This is a genomic window from Lysinibacillus sp. fkY74-1 (assembly GCF_053165895.1).
On record NZ_CP170173.1, the window covers coordinates 3,303,375 to 3,323,810 of the forward strand.

The 20,436-nt window shown below is 31.8% G+C and carries 21 protein-coding genes and 3 pseudogenes; 7 read left to right on the forward strand and 17 right to left on the reverse strand.

Features of this window, described 5'->3' with window-relative positions:
• Position 1 precedes the first annotated feature (1 nt).
• The 5 genes from ACE1MS_RS16205 to ACE1MS_RS16225 all read right to left on the reverse strand — a co-directional run bounded on the left by ACE1MS_RS16205 (position 2) and on the right by ACE1MS_RS16225 (position 4,264).
• Positions 2-2,479 (reverse strand): lanthionine biosynthesis protein, encoded by a 2,478-nt coding sequence (locus ACE1MS_RS16205; protein ID WP_447402477.1) that lies wholly within the window; start codon positions 2,477-2,479, stop codon positions 2-4.
• Entirely contained in the window at positions 2,448-3,260 is an 813-nt protein-coding gene (locus tag ACE1MS_RS16210; protein WP_422761800.1) for a hypothetical protein, read from the reverse strand. Before ACE1MS_RS16210 ends, ACE1MS_RS16205 begins: the two co-directional genes overlap by 32 nt.
• Before the next feature lie 348 nt (positions 3,261-3,608).
• Positions 3,609-3,782 carry a thiazolylpeptide-type bacteriocin gene (locus ACE1MS_RS16215; protein ID WP_012295530.1) on the reverse strand — a complete coding sequence of 58 codons (174 nt, stop codon included), beginning with the start codon at positions 3,780-3,782 and terminating at the stop codon, positions 3,609-3,611.
• A gap of 77 nt (positions 3,783-3,859) precedes the next feature.
• Positions 3,860-4,033, reverse strand: a complete 174-nt coding sequence (locus tag ACE1MS_RS16220; RefSeq protein WP_012295531.1) for a thiazolylpeptide-type bacteriocin — start codon at positions 4,031-4,033, stop codon at positions 3,860-3,862.
• A gap of 72 nt (positions 4,034-4,105) precedes the next feature.
• Positions 4,106-4,264, reverse strand: a complete 159-nt coding sequence (locus tag ACE1MS_RS16225) for a thiazolylpeptide-type bacteriocin (protein WP_080695225.1) — start codon at positions 4,262-4,264, stop codon at positions 4,106-4,108.
• A 1,176-nt stretch (positions 4,265-5,440) separates the two neighbouring features.
• On the opposite strand from ACE1MS_RS16225, the gene ACE1MS_RS16230 reads away from it, so the two are divergent.
• The 3 genes from ACE1MS_RS16230 to ACE1MS_RS16240 all read left to right on the forward strand — a co-directional run bounded on the left by ACE1MS_RS16230 (position 5,441) and on the right by ACE1MS_RS16240 (position 6,949).
• Positions 5,441-5,803, forward strand: coding sequence for a hypothetical protein (locus ACE1MS_RS16230; protein WP_447402478.1), 363 nt, complete (start codon positions 5,441-5,443; stop codon positions 5,801-5,803).
• A gap of 126 nt (positions 5,804-5,929) precedes the next feature.
• Positions 5,930-6,295, forward strand: a complete 366-nt coding sequence (locus ACE1MS_RS16235; protein ID WP_230584482.1) for a hypothetical protein — start codon at positions 5,930-5,932, stop codon at positions 6,293-6,295.
• A gap of 120 nt (positions 6,296-6,415) precedes the next feature.
• Positions 6,416-6,949, forward strand: a complete 534-nt coding sequence (locus ACE1MS_RS16240) for a hypothetical protein (protein ID WP_036162279.1) — start codon at positions 6,416-6,418, stop codon at positions 6,947-6,949.
• A 142-nt stretch (positions 6,950-7,091) separates the two neighbouring features.
• On the opposite strand, the gene ACE1MS_RS16245 is transcribed toward ACE1MS_RS16240, so the two are convergent.
• The 9 genes from ACE1MS_RS16245 to ACE1MS_RS16285 form a co-directional block, all read right to left on the reverse strand.
• Positions 7,092-7,697, reverse strand: coding sequence for a hypothetical protein (locus ACE1MS_RS16245; protein ID WP_036217306.1), 606 nt, complete (start codon positions 7,695-7,697; stop codon positions 7,092-7,094).
• Positions 7,698-7,731: 34 nt separating this feature from the next.
• Positions 7,732-8,346: a hypothetical protein gene (locus tag ACE1MS_RS16250; RefSeq protein ID WP_031419351.1), complete on the reverse strand. Its 615-nt coding sequence runs from the start codon at positions 8,344-8,346 to the stop codon at positions 7,732-7,734.
• Between the two features lie 314 nt (positions 8,347-8,660).
• Complete coding sequence (locus ACE1MS_RS16255; RefSeq protein ID WP_012295540.1) at positions 8,661-9,347, reverse strand: DUF421 domain-containing protein; 687 nt, start codon at positions 9,345-9,347, stop codon at positions 8,661-8,663.
• A gap of 305 nt (positions 9,348-9,652) precedes the next feature.
• Positions 9,653-10,051 (reverse strand): hypothetical protein, encoded by a 399-nt coding sequence (locus ACE1MS_RS16260; RefSeq protein ID WP_289449652.1) that lies wholly within the window; start codon positions 10,049-10,051, stop codon positions 9,653-9,655.
• Between the two features lie 633 nt (positions 10,052-10,684).
• Positions 10,685-11,602 carry a hypothetical protein gene (locus ACE1MS_RS16265; protein WP_447402479.1) on the reverse strand — a complete coding sequence of 306 codons (918 nt, stop codon included), beginning with the start codon at positions 11,600-11,602 and terminating at the stop codon, positions 10,685-10,687.
• A 512-nt stretch (positions 11,603-12,114) separates the two neighbouring features.
• Positions 12,115-12,300 carry a hypothetical protein gene (locus ACE1MS_RS16270; RefSeq protein ID WP_036164402.1) on the reverse strand — a complete coding sequence of 62 codons (186 nt, stop codon included), beginning with the start codon at positions 12,298-12,300 and terminating at the stop codon, positions 12,115-12,117.
• A 14-nt stretch (positions 12,301-12,314) separates the two neighbouring features.
• Positions 12,315-12,923 (reverse strand): hypothetical protein, encoded by a 609-nt coding sequence (locus ACE1MS_RS16275; RefSeq protein ID WP_198696208.1) that lies wholly within the window; start codon positions 12,921-12,923, stop codon positions 12,315-12,317.
• 1,187 nt (positions 12,924-14,110) lie between these two features.
• Positions 14,111-14,380 carry a hypothetical protein gene (locus ACE1MS_RS16280; RefSeq protein ID WP_198696207.1) on the reverse strand — a complete coding sequence of 90 codons (270 nt, stop codon included), beginning with the start codon at positions 14,378-14,380 and terminating at the stop codon, positions 14,111-14,113.
• Between the two features lie 105 nt (positions 14,381-14,485).
• Positions 14,486-14,647, reverse strand: a complete 162-nt coding sequence (locus ACE1MS_RS16285) for a hypothetical protein (protein ID WP_447402480.1) — start codon at positions 14,645-14,647, stop codon at positions 14,486-14,488.
• Between the two features lie 527 nt (positions 14,648-15,174).
• Between ACE1MS_RS16285 and ACE1MS_RS16290 the strand changes: the two genes are divergently transcribed.
• Positions 15,175-15,435 (forward strand): hypothetical protein, encoded by a 261-nt coding sequence (locus ACE1MS_RS16290; protein WP_447402481.1) that lies wholly within the window; start codon positions 15,175-15,177, stop codon positions 15,433-15,435.
• Between the two features lie 452 nt (positions 15,436-15,887).
• Here ACE1MS_RS16290 and ACE1MS_RS16295 read toward each other — a convergent pair whose 3' ends face one another.
• The 3 genes and pseudogenes from ACE1MS_RS16295 to ACE1MS_RS16305 form a co-directional block, all read right to left on the reverse strand.
• The gene (locus ACE1MS_RS16295; protein ID WP_198695927.1) at positions 15,888-16,130 is read right to left on the reverse strand and encodes a hypothetical protein; all 243 of its coding nucleotides are present in this window, start codon (positions 16,128-16,130) and stop codon (positions 15,888-15,890) included.
• A 70-nt stretch (positions 16,131-16,200) separates the two neighbouring features.
• Complete coding sequence (locus ACE1MS_RS16300; protein ID WP_036164410.1) at positions 16,201-16,449, reverse strand: hypothetical protein; 249 nt, start codon at positions 16,447-16,449, stop codon at positions 16,201-16,203.
• A gap of 125 nt (positions 16,450-16,574) precedes the next feature.
• Positions 16,575-17,120: pseudogene (locus tag ACE1MS_RS16305) on the reverse strand (ERCC4 domain-containing protein).
• Positions 17,121-17,202: 82 nt separating this feature from the next.
• On the opposite strand from ACE1MS_RS16305, the gene ACE1MS_RS16310 reads away from it, so the two are divergent.
• The 3 genes and pseudogenes from ACE1MS_RS16310 to ACE1MS_RS16320 all read left to right on the forward strand — a co-directional run.
• Positions 17,203-17,388, forward strand: a complete 186-nt coding sequence (locus tag ACE1MS_RS16310; protein WP_080717375.1) for a tyrosine-type recombinase/integrase — start codon at positions 17,203-17,205, stop codon at positions 17,386-17,388.
• A 364-nt stretch (positions 17,389-17,752) separates the two neighbouring features.
• Positions 17,753-18,004: pseudogene (locus ACE1MS_RS16315) on the forward strand (tyrosine-type recombinase/integrase); the annotation flags it as partial.
• Positions 18,005-19,030: 1,026 nt separating this feature from the next.
• Positions 19,031-19,462: pseudogene (locus ACE1MS_RS16320) on the forward strand (flagellin N-terminal helical domain-containing protein); the annotation flags it as partial.
• Positions 19,463-20,436 lie beyond the last annotated feature (974 nt).

Sequence of the window (20,436 nt, forward strand, 5' to 3'; positions counted from 1 at the left end):
CCTAATTGTCAATCGTATATTCCACAACAAATTCCCTAAGGTCATTCTTAAATTCAGGTAACACCTCTTCGATAAAGAACGTAGGATCTTGACTTTCTTCATTGGTAATTTCATTCATAAAATGTTTGAATAGTATTGGTACTGTAATATCAATAAACAATGGCTTCATCGCAGAAATTTCTTCACCCATACGATATTTCTTTAAAAAGAAAGTTTCAGGTAAATGCCGATCTTTAAAATAGTTATTAATGCATGAATATAGCTCTACTTCATCTGCGGCTTCTTTACTGATACGCTTTAAATCTTCGAGTTTGATAGTCCATTTCTTTCTGTACATCACAATATTTTCAAAAATAATTCTTGGCATATCACTTCTTTTTTTCAAAAAGTAATTTATATCAAAGTTGATTCTTCCGCTTTGAAACAAAAGTAGCAATACAGATAAAACTCCCGGGAGAAACACTGGAACTAATGATGATTTATAGGCTACTCTCGCTTCATTCTTCTGATGGTCAAGCACTATCAATTTTTTCTTTTTCTCATCATATTTAACCGAAAAATCTGATATATGAGGATGCCCAACATCATGGAATCTCTGATATCCAAATTCCAGATTTAATTTTTGACTATAATTTCTATCATGAATGCCGCCATTAAATCCAAACAGCTCTGTTACTTCGTAATAATTTTTGTCATAATAATTTTTCCCTATATATTCTTGATACTGTGTATCACTATTTAAGTCCTCGAAGAAGTCTTTAAATCTAGATAAAAATTTCTCCTGACCATCATAAATATCGTTTAAAATTACTTTCTCCTGAAAAAGCTGATAAAAAAAGGTCATACTAAATTCATTGCCGTATTTAATATATTTAGGAATTTTTTTAGAAAAAGGTTGTATTAGTTCCTGAAAGTCAATTTCTCCAGCTTGATTTTCATCTAAGTATTGAGAAAAGAATGCCTTAAATTCATCTCTAAGATCATCCAAAATCTTTACTTCAGGTGCAATCGCTTCATCATATCGGTAATCCATGTCCTGGAAATAAGGGAAGAAGTATCTCAATTTTTCGAAGAATACATTGTTTAATAAATTGCTGTCAGACAAACTGATTTCCGAATGGCCATATAATTTTTTATATAGCGCTGCCACTTCGTATTGCACACGAATATTCACATCAAATAACAGTAAAAATGCCGTAATTTCTTCAAAAAAACGATTAGAAAACTTATTTTCAATATCTTTGAGACTGCTCTTATTGCTCTGAGCATCAAACAAGATATCTTCATATAGAATTTCCGTACCAAAATTCGGAATGGTTTCACTCAAACTTTTAATCATATCCTCAATCTTTCTCCAAAGGACTAACCGCTCATTTGTATCTGCCTGCTCAAACTCCTTTTGCATTTCATTCATTAATTGAAGCTGGCGTGATAGCTCTTCGCAAATACCATGTTCGTTTAAAAAGGAAATCATTTCTTTTACAAGATTTCTTTTAGCATTTACTGAAATTTTTTGTACTACTATTTTTGTGGAAACAAGTTTTTTAAATACATCCAACTCATGCCCCGAATAAAGTTCTTTTTCCCTTAGAAATTGAGCAAATTCTTTATAAAATATAGTTTGCCCTTGTTTTTTCTTTAGAAATTGAATTACTTCTTCCGCAATCCCCATTTCAACCAGCTTATCTCTTGTTTCATATATTTTCTTAGATTGTGGAACATTCTCTTGCGTGACAAAGAAAATCTTAGAATTCCTTTGCCCAAATTTAGAAACATGGACAGGGATTTTTTCTAATGATTCCTCGTCGGTACGAATAGCTTCCAAAAATATTCTAAAAAGTAGAGCATGATTTAATTCGATGTTTGCCTTCTTTTTTATTAAAAATCGATTACCAGAAGAGCCCGTTTGGGTAAGGTAAGAAAACGGACTAGTTTTCATAGAGCTGCGCATTAATAAGTTGATAATAAAATTGTCCAACTTTTTTTCTTTTTTATTATGTGTTTGTACCGGTTTGGATAAATACTTTTCAATGTTCTTATAAATAGTTTGATTAAAAAATAAAACGGTCTTTTGCAGTTGTTCATCCGCTATTTCTCTTTGAAGAATCTCCCTCGATTTCAATACGGCTTCCTCATAACGTCGATGCAGTGCTTCTTGGTACAACTCTAATTGATCTAAAAGGTCTACTAGTTGCTTCAACAAAATTGGCCCTGAGTATTTTCTTAAACGAATGCTACGTAAATTATGAACATCCCGTTTCAGATTCAATAGCTTAGGATCCTTTTGTAGAGAGAACTCTTCTTCAATTTGACTGACTACAATTTCTTTCTCTCTTTCAATTTGTTCATGAACATTGTCAATCTCGTCTTTAGCAGACTGAATTTCCTTCGCTTTTTCTCGCATTTCAAAGTACCAATAATCAGAGGTATTGGTTCCTCGATAAATACTAAATGGATTTTGAGTAACTGTTATAGTCAAGTCCTAACTCCTCCCTCCAAGTCATCCCTTTTTTACTTTCCACTACTCTGTAAGCCATATAAATATACTTTTGCTTCTTCAAGGCACTTATATTAAAGTAAGGTAATAGTAAATACAGCAGATTGACTGTAAATCTATAGGCCGTTGCTTCAGGTTTTTCCATAAAGTTATTTTTCTTTGAATAGGCAACAAAATTCCTATGAAAATCATTTTTAAAATTTTTTTCTAATTCCTCTATAGTACGAGCCAATTCAGCTTTATAATGATCGTCTAATAATTCGTCCACCTGACTTAAACAACATCCATAAAACTCTGAAAAATATTTATACCATCTATTAATTAGCTGAGAATGTGCTTTCTCTGCAATTTCAAAACCTAATTGCCTTTCTACATAAAGTGTCTCAAATAAATTTTCGTTGTAGGGTTTCTCTTGCTTGGCAGAAAGCTCAAAGAAGCCATGAACATGCGAGACAAATGAAAAGTAACCTTTATTATTATTTTTTTCATGATAGACATCTGAAATTCTTGAAAAAATAAGTGGAAACAGCTCATCTAGCTTAATATTCTGCGCTTCTATATATTTTCTAGTATCCAGTAGCAATTGGTAATGTCTGAATCGTTCGTTCATAAATAAATTAGTTAATCGTTCATTATGAAATTGCAAAAAATAAGGATGTATGTCTATTTCTCCGTGTTCTCGAATTGCACGTTCACTTTTCTTATTTTCCAAATTAGAAATCAATAGGGAACTTTGTTCATATTTTTTCTTCACTTGATCCATATAGGATTTATCCAATGGTCTCTCTTCGATTAGCTGGTGCACTCTCTTTTTCAGAGTTTTATATTCAGATTGCGATATTTTATTTTTTGTAACTAACTGAATATGAGGTCCACCCTCCCACCCCTTTGACACAAAATATTGATTTGTATTCCACATATCATCAATAAGTAATAGCAATGATTGTTCTAATGAACTGTCATAGTTATAAATACAGGTTTGATACATTGCAACACACCCTTATGTATTTTTTTTACCCTGTTGGATTCTCCAAATACAACTCTTAGATAGAAGATAATCGGGCGGTTGTCACAATAGTTTGTTTCAACCGCTCCATTATTTTTCAAGTCATTAACAAGAACCACAGCATGACGTTGAGCCACATGTTGATGATGCTGAACAGCTTGTCGAGCCACTGCTTGCTGTTGTTTCCGGAATTGCTGACACCTCGTCTAAATCTAGTAATTCCACTTCTAAATCGAATTCATTTGTATTTACTTCCTGAGTATGCATCTCTTTTTTCATCCTTAGTTCCTCCCATAAATAGTAATTAGTTGTTTATACTATTTTCGAAACCGACTCTACATCTTCCAAACAATTTATTAACAAGAACCACAGCATGATGTTGAACCGCATGTTGATGATGCTGAACAACTTGTTGAGCCACTGCTAGCTGTAGTTTCTGGGATCGCTGACACTTCATCCAAATCTAATAATTCTACTTCTAAATCAAATTCTTTTGCATTTACTGTTTGAGTATTCATCTCTTTTTTCATCTTTAGTTCCTCCTATAAATAGTGATTATTTGGCTACTACAATAAAAACTTACACCAATTCCTCTAAATGATTTAACAAGAACCGCAGCATGATGTTGAGCCACATGTCGATGATGCCGAACAGCTTGTCGAGCCACTGCTTGCTGTTGTTTCTGGAATCGCTGACACTTCATCCAAATCTAATAATTCTACTTCTAAATCGAATTCATTTGCATTCCGTTCTTTTTCCATTTTTCTTTTCTCCTTTCATTTATTTACATACACACTATAACTCGAGAAATCTACAGTTATTCATTCTTTTCATACAAACCGCTCCTCTATACTTAGGTGTCCTAGTTAACTAAAATAGGTGTTCTAATTTCCATCTTAACTGTCAATAAAATGGGGTGTATCTGCTGATTCATACCAACGTAAACCTGATTGTTTTTTATAAAAAAAACCGCTTAAGCACTATTCTTAAGCGGGTCTTTTTCATTTAATTAAGGGATGAACGGGACAATCGTGTAATGTTAGAATAAGTAAAAATAAAAATTCAACAATAAGATTATCTTGACTCAACATTGACATTTATTTATTTTTGTAAGTAATACAAATCCCTTAACAACACGAAAAGAAATTGGCATAAAGAGTAATTTTTAGAGATGCAAATCTTTTAAATTCACTTTCTACCCTAAAATAACTTAACCTTACATTGGAGGAATATATACTGAAAATAAATACTTTAGAAAATTTACAGGGAAGGCATGATGTTTTTGAATTCATGCAAGGTCCTTTTAAAAATAAACATTGGCATGATACTTCTATTTATCTAACAACAGAAGCCTTTGATTTTTTACATTTATTTATAGAAGATGTATTACCTGCTTTCAATTACTTTGGTCCCAACTGCGTTAATCAAGAACAATGGAATCAAATCGCTTTCAATGCATGTTCACTAAATAATACAGCGGATATCCAATTCTTACGACTTTTCAATAAAATTGATTATTGGGTGAATGAAAATTTCAAGGAGCACAATTGTTTCTCAATTTGTGGACCATAAAAATTTTTTTTAAATGAATTTAACTTTTCGTCAACATAAAAGGATCAGCCTCACTATTAATTGAGTAGCTGATCTTTTGTTGTTCATTAGCCAATACTTAATATGTTTTTAGTTTGTGTAGCTATATATAAAATACTTAGCAATTATCACGGGCTCCTATTAATCCACTTAGATAAACTGACCGCCCCATCTTATCTCCAAACTGCCATTGCTAAAACCTCTGTAACTCCTGCCAATCTTCAGGTTAGGTGTATAAATAAATTTACATCATTATATTAAATTTTCTTATATTACCATATACATTATTATTCATTTAGGTTTTATAAGCGAAAGGTCAAAGTGTGAAAAAAGAAAGGATGATTCGTATGAAAAAGAAAAAATTTATAAGCAAGATGACCCCTATCATGGTGGTTTCTGGAATTATATTTTCAAGCATTCCTGCCTTTGCCACAGAATTGCCAGAGTCAAATACTATGGTAGAATTGCCAGAATCAATTACTATGGATGGGAAAGTGTTGGTAATGGATAAGTCCGCTGGCGGTGGAAGTGATAGTGCGTCACAAGACAACAACACTATGAGTATCTCTAGAAATTCTTATAAAGTTACAGGTAGTGATGTTCGGTTGTATGTGGATTCTTCACATGGGCATGGCGGTGACCATTTTGCATCTGGCTGGGTAGCCACGATTTACTGCACGTGCAGAAGTTTGGTCCAATGGTCGACTTAACACTACTGGTAATAACCATTTGAATAGTGGGATTAGAGCCAATGCAACTTCTTATCTAGCTACAGGCCTAGTTCCAGATGCGACACCTCGTATTTTCTATAATTGGTAATGAAGAGAAAAAACTTATTGCTACGCTTGATAAGACCTATTTATACAATTGTCGAAATTCTATTCCTCGTCGTTTTAACTGCATGTAGCGCAACAGATGAAGTAAGTATACCAGATGTACAGCAACCTCAAACCAACACAGTTGAACCAGAAAAATCACAAACGACGACACCTAAGCCTGAGTCATTTGATGATTACGAGGATTATATTAATTACGTCTCCGATATACCTGAATTTGAACCGTACTATAAAACCGTTTTTGCTTTTGAAGAACTTCCAGATGGCATCAAATCTGTGCCAATTGAAGAAGTAAAGGCTATGTATAACGAAATAAAAACAGCTTTTGATTATATTCTTGTGAATGAATACCCCTTAGTTTATTGAGGACATTATGAAGGCGAAACAAGTTTTGTAGAAGGATATGAAGAGTATCAAGCCGCTGGCAACGATAAAATTATTTCAAACCCAGTGAATGTTGTTTCGCTTGATCAGGAAGGTAATGAAGTGTTGACAACCCCATTAAAAACAATTTTATTAGGTGAAGGCACTTTTAATCACTTCGATAATAGTATTGAAGAAGGCAGAAACCTTCAAAAGTCTGATTTTTCGCTTGAGGCACCCAACAAACCTATTAGTGTTGTGTTGGGGAATGCGTATAAGGATATTTATAAAATTGGCGATATATTTTCCTTGGAATTAATTTCTGAAGTAATGGATTTTCAAGTCGTTGGTTTTTATCATTCAGGTGTTGGTTTTTCAATGAACGTTGGTGCCCTACAAGATGTGAACTTGGATCACACCATCGTTATACCTCATTTTATACCTCATTACAAACCTGTTGGAGAAGCAGCTGTTTTTCAACATGCTTACCATATCGGTGAATTGCTATCAGGCTATATCCGTATTCCAGAGTCGGTCGAGAAAATAAACGAAGATACCTATGCTTATACAATGGACAAAATGGAAGAAATGGCGGAAAGGCATGATATTTCCGGCCTCTATAAAATGCCATATTGGCCAGTCGGATTTGTTTGGTAAGGGGAAATTACTACTAATAATTTCAACAGATAGTGCTCCTCGCTTTGAATAGTTTGGTTGTAGTAAACCTTGTTCTACTAAAAGTGAGGAGTACTTTTACTCTCTTGGCTATTGAAATAAAAAAGAACAGTATAATTTCTATTTACCTAATTATTTGTTCATACTTTTTCCCTTTTACTGTAATGATTGCTTTTAATGGTTTCCCATCCTTCTCCACTTGTTCTGGTACAGAAGCTATAAAATGTAGAGTACCCGTTTTCAAAGGCTCGATCGATGTAATATTGGTAAACGTGAAATCCGCTCCACCTCGATCTTCTATTGTTGAGAAAGTTGTATATTCATATTTTCCATCATAAATAATTTTCACATTTAAAAATTCATCAGATGATTGACCTGTTGTTAGTAAACTTTTTACCGAAATAATAGTATCTAAGTACACTTCACCCTCCTCTTCATTTTTGTAATATGTATACATAGAGTTTGGATTTGGCGGTGAAATTTGTTTACCGAAAACATTGTTGTTAATAGTGATTTCTGCGTAATTATCAACTACCAATGCGTTTCCTTTAGTAATCGTCAGAACTTCCTCTACCTCTGTTTCATTTTCATTATTATTTTCAGATACTTCTTCTTCTGCATTTTTTCCAACAGATTCTTTTGGATTACTATCTGAATTGTTATTTTTATCGCTTTGACCACAAGCCACCAATAACATAGACACCCATAATAATAATGCTAATTTTTTCATGAAAACCCCTCCTATATTATAGGTGCTCTTCAACTTACTTATTGTTATTTTCATTTAAGGAATCTGGATAAACCATCGTGTCAAATATCTCTCCATTTGTTTCATCTTTTAAATTTACTGTGACTTTATAATCTTCAATGTCTGCACCGTTAAATAGCTGGTAGTACATGCCTGCTAAAGCTAGTCCAAAAGATGCAATTGCATCGAAACTACCTTCAAACTTTTCTTTATTTACTGTCAGTGTAAACTCAGAAAAAGATTTATTATAAGTTACATCATTTATGGAAACAAAATCTTCGCTTGTTTTAAGTTCTTCTACACTTTTTACAATTCTTTCTTTTAATTCCTTCATCATCTTTTTGTGCTCGGATTTAGACATTTTATAAGTTAAAGATCCGTCTTCATTCTTAATAACTTCCTTAATGCCACTATTTTTTGCCTCAGAAATAATAGAATCTATGTCTTGCCCCTTGTATAATGTAGCTGGTATTGTGACTTCAACATTTATAAGACCTTTATCAACTTTTAATGGTTCTTCGGATGCTTTATCAGCACCATCTGTTTTCTTCCCACTATCATCATCCTGATTACAAGCTATTAACAAAATACTTAATAGCAATGTAAGTGGTAAAATAAGAAATTTTTTCATTTTTTTCAATCTCCCTTCTCCACAAATATACATGGATAATGAAGGAATATCTATTACTATTTTCATATTTCTACATATTTTACGCTTTACAATAAAAAACACCCGTTCCGAAATGGAGGAAGCTGTATCTATATGGCTAAGTAATTATTAGCAGGTTTCTTATATGGAATGGACGAAGATTGAGAAGGAATTCCTAACCCTTCGATCCATGCAGCATTAAAATACTTCAGCGTTTAGGTATCATTAACAAACAGCAATAAAAACAAAAAAGTGACCAGATACTCATTTTTAATTGAGCGCCTGGTTACTTTTGTTTAGAATTTTTGTATAAATAAACTTCCATCAGATTGAATTTCAGCATAAAACACTTCTTTGACCTCTTTTATATTTGCCCTGCTTAATTCGTTTTCTAACCAATCTCTACTTTTACCAACCTCCAATAAATTTTTCGGTAATAATTTTCCATCAGCAATTATTTCAATAGGTAAATAAGTCGGCGGCGAAGGATATATTTGTAAGTCGCTTTTTTGTGTTCCTTGATATTCAGGTTTTTTGAGAATACTAAGTCTACCATTTGGTTCTAGAATGGCGAAATCTATTTCTGCTATTGAAAAGATTTGATATTGCCTAATCAACATCGTCAGGTCATCGATATTAACACCTGTTCTTTTTAATGCTTTTCTGTCTATCTTTCCATGTTTTATAATAATGGTAGGTTGACCATCAAAGATCACTCTAATTTTTCCAGACTTAAGACTTATATAACTGACTATTATAGTAAGTGAACACCAAATTACTAGGCTGAGTAAATCCTTTGTGTAATCTTTTGTACTAAGAACAACCATATTTGCAGCCATTGATCCTATTGTTATTCCTGTTACATAGTTAAAAAAAGTTAAATGACTTAATTGTTTTTTTCCTAAAAGACGTGTAAGAGCTAGAAGGACAAAAAAAGTAATAACTGTTTCACTCGCTATCTGTAAGTAGCTTACATCGTTCATTGTTTCACCCCTATCTATCATAGAATGGTCAAGTATTTAAGAAATTACACAAATAGCCTAGGCTCAACAAAGATAAAATGGCAAAGGAATTAACAAGGAAAGTTTTTTAGAATATGGTCTAAGGGTAATCGTTTTGCCTCCTAGTAGTGATATCTAACACGAATATTCCTCCCGCCTATTTTTTATAAGAATCAAAACTTTTAAGTTGGCACTGTATAAATAAAAAAAGACCACCTCGTATGAGATGGATACATCATTCTAGCTATTCAATTAAAGCACCACGTTTGTTGAACAAGTTATTTTGTTTACCCTTCAACAATTGCAAGATATTTTTTGATTTCTCCTTTAGATTCAACAATTAAAATCTCTCCTCGTTCTTTGGTGGAAAAAATCTTTGTACCAACAGGAAGTTTATTCGACATCCCATCTCTAAAATCTGTATTAGCATCATTTTTTGTTTTTATTTCACCGATTTGAACATCTTTTGTTAAAGACAATTCTTCAACCCAATCAATATTAGCTTTGTAGATAACTCCATCATACTGAAAAATATCAGCATCAGAATCTAATGTTAAAACTTCTTCGGCATCTATCCTGTCAATTGATACGGTTGTAGTTCCCCCTTGAATATTGCATCCTGTAATCATGAATAAAGCTAATGCGATCAAACCATAGAATAATTTTTTTATTTTCAAACCACCCACCTCTTTTATATAGACACCAATTGTCTACCAAAAGTTACATATTCAACTACATGTGGATTCGACTAAAAAGAATCTCAAAACAAATTACATTAAAATGTAAATAAAAAACTACACTTATTACAACTAATAAGTGTAGTTTGAACTTAACAGTGTTCTGTTTGGGCAATTGTGAGAAATGTAGATTCAAGAATTTTTTTAATTTTATCAAATTATTAAATTATTCTATTGATGGTATATTGTTGTAGAAGTTATATACCCCTTTATATGTGCTGTATTCATAAAAAGTTACTTCTAATGTATAGTTTTTGTATACTAGTGGCCAGTTTTAGTCTGGTTGCCAATATCTTCTTCAATACAATATATAGTTTTCTTCTCGTTGTTTGTCATTGTAGCTATTAGTGCTGTAGCAATTGTGGCTAGAATTCCTATAACAACAGAAGTAGTAATACTTGTTAAATTAAAAGAACCGGGATTTGTATACTCATAAATCCATGAGATACCTACACCACCACCTTGATTATTGGAAACAGTCGATAGCCTATCTTTAACTTCAAAGAAACAGTTTCTTCATCGTCAGTTACTTCTACACTTTCAATAAAATTAATTGAGCGCCTGGTCATTTTTGAGAAATCTCTAATCGGAAAAATCCTTCTTTTCATTCTTATTCAATAAATATATTCCTGTGTCTGTTTGAATAACAAATTGATTTTTATATTTTAAAAACTCAAACGGTTTAGAATTCAGAGCTATATACTGTTCAATTTTTCCACTGTTTGGATTCAACGTTACAATTCGTTTATTTTCCATATCACAAATATATAATTTCTCATCAATATAAGAAATATATTCTGGGTAATTTAAACCTGTTAGTTCATTTTCACAATAAATTACATTGATTTCATTACTTATAACTTCTGTCTTTCGTGAGAGTTCTTCATCAGGCATATAGTGGTAGATTTTTTCTATTTCAAAACTCGGAAATTTATATTTTACAACAGAATTCAAAGTGGGAGATACGCCCCAGACTGCTTGTCCATCTGAACAAATTTTATACAATGTATCATAATAGTCAGAGGTTTCCAACAAAATATATTGAACAAGCTTATCATCCTCATTAAAGTGCAGTATGATATTATGAGGCCACAGAAGACAAATTGTTTCATTTCTTATAACACATGTCATAAAATTAGTAACATCAGAAAAAATATGATTAGGTATGATATTAAAACCATAGTTATCTCCCCAATTTTCTCCAAATGTATTATTATAGTATTCACTAAGACTAATTAATTTTCTTTTTCCTTTTTCATTTATCCAGCATTTCGCTATACTTTCGATGTATGAATAATTTGACTCCTCTAATTGACTAGATATATTGCCCCATTTATCACCAAATTTACTTTCTACATACGTTTTTTTTGATATTTCTCTTAGATTTTCACCATTATATTGATAATAGTAAGTCTTATCCTCTTCTTCAGAAAAACTTGCGAAAGATAGTGTATTTTCATTTTGTATAAGTGAATGTCCGTTCGAATGCAATTTTTCCATGAAATTTTTCATCCTCGCCTCTTAATCAATAATCAAATTTGCACCTGGTTTAGGTGTACTTACCGCACGAAAAATATTCACTATGACTAGTATACTTTTTTACCCACCTTTTTAAAACTGAGGTACTACTAATCTCGTATTTCGCTAACACTTCCATCTGTGAATAATTCCGTTGAACGTAGTCCTCCATGGCCGCTAACTTTAACTCTTTTGAATAGAATTTACATGAAGTAGCTTTGTGTAATCCATCACGTCCACTTGCCTCGTATTTCATTTTCTAGCTATATAAAGTTTGATGATTTAATGAAAATTTTTCACACAATTCGTTGATAGAATAGTTACCTTCTTCAAACAATTGAAGGATATGTCATTTTAACTCGAGTGGATGTTTGCTTCGCCCCCAAAAAAAGACTCCCCTTAGATAAACAGATTTTATTTTTTCATCTGTCTACCTAATAGGGAGCATATCAATTAATTGAGTACCTGAGCTTTTTGTCTATACTCCGAATTAATTACTGAGTATCATTTTTTTTGATTTGATAAGTGACACCTGTAATAAGATTAAATATAAAAAGTAAATTTAAAGGATTAAAAATAATCCATTTTAAATCTGCTTCTAATGCAAATTGTAAAAATATAAACAGAATCCATATTACAAGATAGCTCAATATCATCGGTCTAGAAAACCATTCATTCAAAAATCATCACCTCATTAATCAGTACAGAATGTAGCAAATCCAGCCATACCGCCACCTATAGCACCAACTATAGCACCTCCAACACCTGTTACAGCTTTACCATTTGCACCCGATTTTTCGCCTATAGCAGCACCAGTACCTGCGCCAGCAACTCCTCCACTTATCCAGGCTCCTGCAGTTCCAAGTGCGCATTTTACTGGATTAAAACTCCTTTTGCTTCTTGATAACGATACTTGATTTGTTTCAGTATCATTTTGTAATTCAACTAATAACCCATTTTCAATTTCATTATAGACTAAATTAACAGTATTTCCATTTACATCAATTGCAGTTGTCGGTAAAACTTCTGAATTTTCACCGTTAGTTAATGTCACTACTCCATTTTCATTGAAGTCAACGTTTACATTTTCATTAGTGATATTAATCTGTAATGAACTATTATTTAACTTTATTATATCAACATCATTTGCACTTGTATTTGTTTCTACTGTATTAGAAAAAAATTCTTGGTCTGCAAAATTTGATGGATTACTTATTTCATATGCTGATGCATCCTGTATGTTAGAAAAAGAAATCATTGATAGAGTTAAAGTCGATGCTAAGATTATATTTTTAAATTTCATAATGAACCACCTTATTTTCAGATAATAATATTTTGAATAGCTATAGCTAAACTTACCTCGAGTAATTATTATCCTATCATTGCCAACAACGCCACTTCAAGGGTGTATTACCACCGAATTCTTGGTGGTCATATTCCAATTATATGGCGTACATTTCATATCACGCCAGTTCACGCCAATTATTTCTTCATTTACTGGCGTGAATTGGCGTTGTTTTATCCCTTCATAAGCCAAAAGATACATTTTTGCTCCAAAGTAAAAACTTAAAATTATTTCTTGAAATTTCTTGTTTTAAAATGATAATAATATTTTATTTCAGGATAGCTAGTTATTTCGCTATTTAATGATAACCTTCAAAACTTTCAAAATTACCACTTTTCATTGCACCTGAATCGAATTTTTCTAACCATTATTTATCTATCCTTCCTTTTCCTATAAATTTTTTAATATAATCATGTACCTAAGTCTTAGTTGTTAAGTTTGTAAATTTCATAGTATCCTCATCCTTTTCTGTTGGTTTTTTTATTTCCATCGGCTTCATTGCTTCTGCAATACGTTTCAAGAAACTATTCCAACGATTTTCTGCCAATATACGGTGCGGACAATATTTGCCGTTCCAATCCTGATGCTTCTTAACTCGCTCAATGACCCAACCAAGTTGCTTTAATAGCTCAGATATATATTGAACAGCGTTTTCCTCTGCAATCCTATAGCGACATCACCACTTTTGCTGTAACAAATTTCTACACCAATAGAAACACGATTACCTTTCATTCGAAAAAGATGAGATACATGCATCTAACCTCCTGGATGATATCAGCACTTTGAATTTTGAAAAATCGAAGGAAATCAAAACATAATGATTTTGGGGTACATGCCTTTTCCTACTTCCCCCTCTCCCTATTACATTCAGCATTAATAATTTAATGAACTAACACAAACATTGATATATCAACGTTTTCCCACAAAAAAACACCCGTTTTGTAAACGAGTGTTTCGAATCTTTTATGACAACCACTTCGGTGGTGATATTATCCCCTTTACGTATAATGTTATCTACAGTGTACTGTAGTTTTTTTAACATTGTCTACCTAAAGGGGATGATATCAGACAACAATTAAGTTATCTTAGTTTTTATTTTGGTTCGTATTTTATCAAGTGAAATCTGTGGTAATAAAATCTATATATTATTGCATGCAACACGAAATGGCTTTGTCCATAACTTTTATGTTTACAAACACAGATCCTTGATTATCAATTACATAATCTATATTATTGTCATCTAAATTCTCTAATAATGCTTTTTGCGACTTTTTTGTTAAATTTTCATACTTAGCCAATAAGGTTACGCCTTCTTCAGTGACGGTTGCTTTTCCTTTTTCTAACTCATCATGCTTGCTACATCCATTCAATATACTCAAACTTAAAATAATATATAAGAAGTATTTACATTTCATAAATTCACATCCTTAATTTCCCTTTAATACCTATATTATACCATCTTATAAGTAATAAAAAAAAGCCAATTACCAATTAAGGTAACAGGCATCTGCTGTTAAGCGCTACGTTGTGAAAATGATAATCTTCAATCCTTCAAAATCAACACTAGTCATAGTTCCATTATCGAATTTCTCCAACCAAGATTCATTAATCAATCCTTTATCGACTGCTTGTTGAATATAATCATGTACTGCAGCTTTTGCGGTTGTGCTTGTGAATTTCATCGTATCATCATCCTTTTCTGTATGTTGTTCAGAAATTTTAGGAGTATCAAAAAGCGCGCCGAAATTTGCTAACAAAATTACAAAAAAACACGTTCGCTTGTCCGTATATATCGGAAACAAGTGGTAGGTCACGCTCAATGTGAGTCGTGACTTTTTTGCTAGAACACTAGTGAATTAACTTATAACTAAACAATTGAATTTATTACCAAGAATGTGGTATTAAGATCCGATCCATACAATTAAACAACATTTATTACATAATTTAGTGTATAATTAATTGGGTATTTATTATATTAAAATGAGGTGATTTTTAGTTGAGCTCTATAAAAAGTATAATAAAAAATAAAGTGTTTTGGGCATCTGTTTTTTTCTTTGTAGCATTATTACTTATTATGCAGCTACAAACAAATATAAATTTGTTTATACAAATTATTATTACAATAATGTTGTCTACACTATTTTTCTTATTTAATTATTCATTGAATATAAAAAAATGAAATGGTATTATATACAACAATAGGTATAATATGACATTTATAATAAAAAATGGATTGTTCGAAATTATTATGGTAGTAGCAATCGCTATGTTTTCAATCCTAGGGGTATTTAGTGAAAACACTAATGCAAGAGAAAATGAGAATTTAGAAGAGATTGCATTAATGGAAGATTCCTTAGGGTTAATTTATGAGAAAGGTGTAGTTACTAACGAAAAAGGTTATTTCTTGGGGTATGATAGAGAAGTTTTGAAACAGTATTTAAAACACCCAATTTTATTTTTCTATATTTGAAAGGATCATTTTTTTCTTCTGCTTTTATTTCAATAAAATCAACAAATGTTAGTAGAAGTGCAGAAAAAGAAAACCCAAGTAAAAACAAAGGTTTGAAATTCGTAATTTCCAATACTTCCAAAACAGCTAGTGCAATTATTGCGAATCCGATATATCTTGTTATTGGGTAATCATGCAATATTTATCAACCTTCACTACAGAATTATATACTAGAAGGTTGAATAAATTAACAATTTTAGTTAAAGAAAAAGACTACCAATTTAGTAGTCTCCATCTTTTACATTCTATTTTGCCACACTATCTTACTCACAATTACTTTTCCCTGGGAATTTTTTATCCATTTCTGCTGCACACTCTACCTGAATTATTGTAAGGGTAGTTATAACTCCCCAAATATTTGACTTTAAACCTAATTTAACTATTTTCTTGTACAGTATCTGATTATCTAACCCTCAGAATGTATTAATCAGATTTTTCATTTCATCTAAATCATTCATTTTATGTGCTAATTCACGTTCAGCAGCTTCAATGATTTCATCTAATTGAGCACCATGGCTTTCTGAAGTTAATTTAACTTTTGTTAAGTCGCCCTCCACCCAACGTTTCAATTCATTTTTACTACATTCTAAATTAAATTCGATATCTGCAATTTCATCCTCTAATTTTTGATAGTTTTTTAACCACTCATAATGCATGTGCAGCACCTACCTTGTTTGTTTATTTTTTAAAAGTGAGCTATAGTCATTCCTTGCTACACTTTTAGTATTATAATCTTATCCATTCAACTTTAAATGCATCTTGATCACCATCTTCATCAATAAAACAATATTCAACGTAGCCAACTCGATCTATAACTTTGCCTTCTATATCATAAAGTACATAAACATAAGTTATGATAATGTCACATTCTAGGCTATTTTTCTCGATGGTTTCTTCTTCTATATAACCTGCTTCAAATAAATACTTTTCAGCACCCGAAAGTGATAAACCTTGTAAAATAAATAAACTTACCATTATATCCTCCAAATACTTTAATTAAATTACCTAAGATATATTTTAAATTATTCGAGGTTATTAGCCAGCTAAGAAATGTATTTTTTATCATAAATCCTCGTTCTCATTCCACATGTTCATGATAGTTAGAACACCTCTCTCTTTAGGTAGTTCTTCATTTGGTAATAGAAATGGTAGTAAATAAAATTCCCACTAAACTTATTATTTAAGTACGTAATTTCAAAGCCGTAACGAGCTTTGAAAGTATTCAATGAGCAAAGTAATGCAAGTCGATCGTATTTACTTCTGTAGGTCCCATTTAGAATTTTTTTATATCCTTCTGGATCTTCAAGTAAGATTGTGAATGGCATATTCTGAGTTAGAATTAATTCATTTTCAAAGCATGTACGCTCGTCCTTACCTAAGTTTCCTACTATCTCGTCTACACTAGCTTTCCGTTCAACTCTCTACTGTTTAAATAAATATCTCGCATGATACCAAGTTCCTCATTTTTCGGCAGCATAGCTGTGTAATCGCCAGGCAGGGTAGAGTTTTTTTAATTTAATAGATACATCCTTGCTGCGTAAATATTCAAGAATATGGCCGTTTACTTGTTCGCGAGTATCAACCACTATCGTCATGGTTTTCATGATTTTGTTTAACTCTGTATCGGTGTAAGCATAATGAATCATTCAAAAGGTGGTTTTGCGACTAAAGGAGAAGCACAAAGAGAAGCTGCAGAAAAAGTATTATTATTAAAAAGGTAATCAAGTAATTGTTAAAGAAAAAACATTTGCGAATTATTTTGAAGAATGGATTGAATTGTATAAATCCAACAAACATATTAACACCTATAACCGGTATTCAAATTCTGTTGAACGGGTCAAGGAACATTTTAAAGATAAACCGATTCAAAAAATTACTCGAGCTGATTACCAAATGTTTTTAAATGAATGGTAAAGGTAAATCAAAGGAGACTTTTAGAAAGCTCAATACACATATAAGAGCGTATGTAAGGGATGCAATTGAGGAAGGATATTAGAATTAAACGCTACTAATAACGCTAAAAAGAGTGAAGATAAACATTTGAATTACAATGATTGCGCAAAATTATACAAAGAACTTTTTTTTATCGCCTTTCGCCTTCCACAAGCACATACCATTTAATTTTATTGGGGCTTGTATCATGATTGCAGTTTGGGGAGTTAACAGGACTCACTTCAGATGTTTGGATTTTAAACTAAACCAATTAAAAGTTTACCGAGCATAGGACTATAAAAGAGGAACTGGTTTTGGACCATTAAAAAATGAACAATCCGAAAGAAAAACATCTATAAATAAGAAAGTTATGAATGAATTTAAGAAACTAATATTGGCGGTACCTGAAAATGAAAACAACTTGGTTTTCTATAGACAATCTTCCATAAAAACAGTAAAAAATGAAGGAGCTAATAAATTATTACGAAAAACATTAGATGCATTAGGAATCGAACATATCTCCATTCATGGTTTACGACACACGCATGCCAGTGCCTTAATCTATAAAGGAGCTAATAATCATTCTGTTTCTAAATGATTAGGACATTCAGATATTCAAACAACCCTTGATCACTATTCGCACGTATTAAAAGAAATGGAAGAACGAGATGAAGCAATAGCGATTAATGTTTATTCATCTTAATTTCTTTGTTCACCATGTTTACATTTTGTTTACCAAATTTATTTTTTATATGTCATTCAATACGATTCTTATAAATATCCATACAAACAAAAAACGCTCAAAACCCAATTTTCATAAGGTTTCAAGCGCTTTTTATTTCGGTTAAACATCAACCTTTGATTTGTTATTGACGTCCCAGGAGGGATTCGAACCCCCGACCGACGGCTTAGAAGGCTGTGGTAATAGGTTTTTAAACTTTTATACATTACTATAAAACCTGTATTTATAGCTTTTTATCAACCGATATATTAAAAACTTATTGAATATTTCCTTCTATTTATACGTTTTGGTATTTGTTTGGGCACCCCTTGGGCACCTACCTTTAATCCTCCAATGATACATTTGACCAGATGCAATATGCAGTACTTCAACCTGATTCACATTCATTGAAACAGCCTTGTACATTACTGGTTCAAACGATCTTTGATGTGGAATAGCTGTGTGAATATCGAGATAATAAAAAGCATCCTATCTTTAATTAAAGGATGCTTTAATCAATGAAAAAACTCCATCAAATGAAAGCGTATTTCAACCACAAAAAAAACATTTAAAAGACTCTACTATATAATCATAGCCAGTGAATCCTCAAGGTGTCCCTGTAGGTATAATTAAAATATCTTTTAAAATTTAGTTTTTATTTATTAAAGCTTGTTTAGCATTAACCCTAGTATTTGTTAATTAATAAGTGCGGAAAAGTTCTTAGGTGACTCAATAAAGTAATAGCAAGTTACTATTTCTTCATATCAAGTTAGGAGTCCTTCTCGTTATTTCTTTCAACCAAATGAGGAGATTTCTTATAAATTAGGAGTTTTAATCTAATAGTTACAAAAATAAAGGGTAAATGGTAATATTATCTTAAATTAGAAATATACTTTATTTTAAATGAAAGTTATAAACGGAGGATCTGTTTTGATTATTAGACACAACATCTCATCTCTAAATGCAAATAATAGATTAACTCAAAATAATAAAAAGACTAATAGTGTATTAGAAAAACTGTCTTCTGGATATAAAATTAATAAAGCTGGAGACGATGCTGCTGGTTTAGCAATCTCTGAAAAAATGCGTGGTCAAATTCGCGGTCTTAATATGGCAGGTAAAAACATTCAGGATGGTATTTCACTCTTACAAACTGCTGAAGGTGCATTAAACGAGGTGCATTCTTTGCTTCAAAGAATGAGAGAATTGGCAATACAAGCAGCAAACGATACTTCGGTCTATGAAGATCGTTTAAAAATTCAACATGAAATAAATCATTTGAAAAACGGAATCGACGAAATAGCAAATAACACACATTTCAATACAATAAATCTTTTAAATCAAAAGGTGAGTGATATTACCTCCCCAGAAAATCCTAGCGATGAAGTAGCTACTAAAATAATTTCTTCACTCACTTATAAACCAATATACACTGTTCTAGCTAACGTTAATGACACTTTAGAAGTAGAAATAAATGGTGTATCTAAAGTAGTTCAAATACCTGCAAATACTTATTCTGCAAATAACTTTATACAAGAACTTAATAATGTATTTAACAATAATCAGATAGACTTAACAGCTAAATTCTCAGATAAAACTAATAACATTGAATTTGTTAGTTCAAACAAAAATCTAATCTTTAATAGTATCAAAGGGAATATCGGAGCTAATTTTTTATCACCTATAATTTCAGCTTCCAATAGAACTGGCAATATCAAAATAGATGGATACCCTACTCTAAACCCAGGTATTACTATAACCTCTGGAGTGAATGATACTTTAACATTTGATATAGATTCACAAACATATTCAATTACTTTAAGCCCAGGCGCATACACAATTTACGGACCTAATCAAAGTGGCCAAAATATAAACTCTCAATTTATAAACGAATTAAATAAACAATTTACTGCTGCTGGTGCTCCAGTAAAAGCACAGTTTTTATATCTAAGAGATTCTCCTCCTCTAGATGGAACTGTACTTACATTAATCGCTTCATCAGATCAAGATGGGTTATACCAACTTACTGATGGCAATCATACGTTTGGAAATTTCGGTGGAAATGCTAAAGATACTCTTTTTCAAAACATTTTAGATGGGTGGACACTTATTGATTCCTCTTCATTAGTGAATGGTAGTATTACTTCTTCGAATACTACAGTTCAAGGTAGAGTAGACCTATCAAACGGGATGAATATCCTATCTGGTGAAAACGACACGCTTAATTTTGATATTAACGGAGTCACTCACTCAATTGTTCTTTCTATAGGTAGTTATAGTCCAAACCAATTAATAAATGAGATTAATAA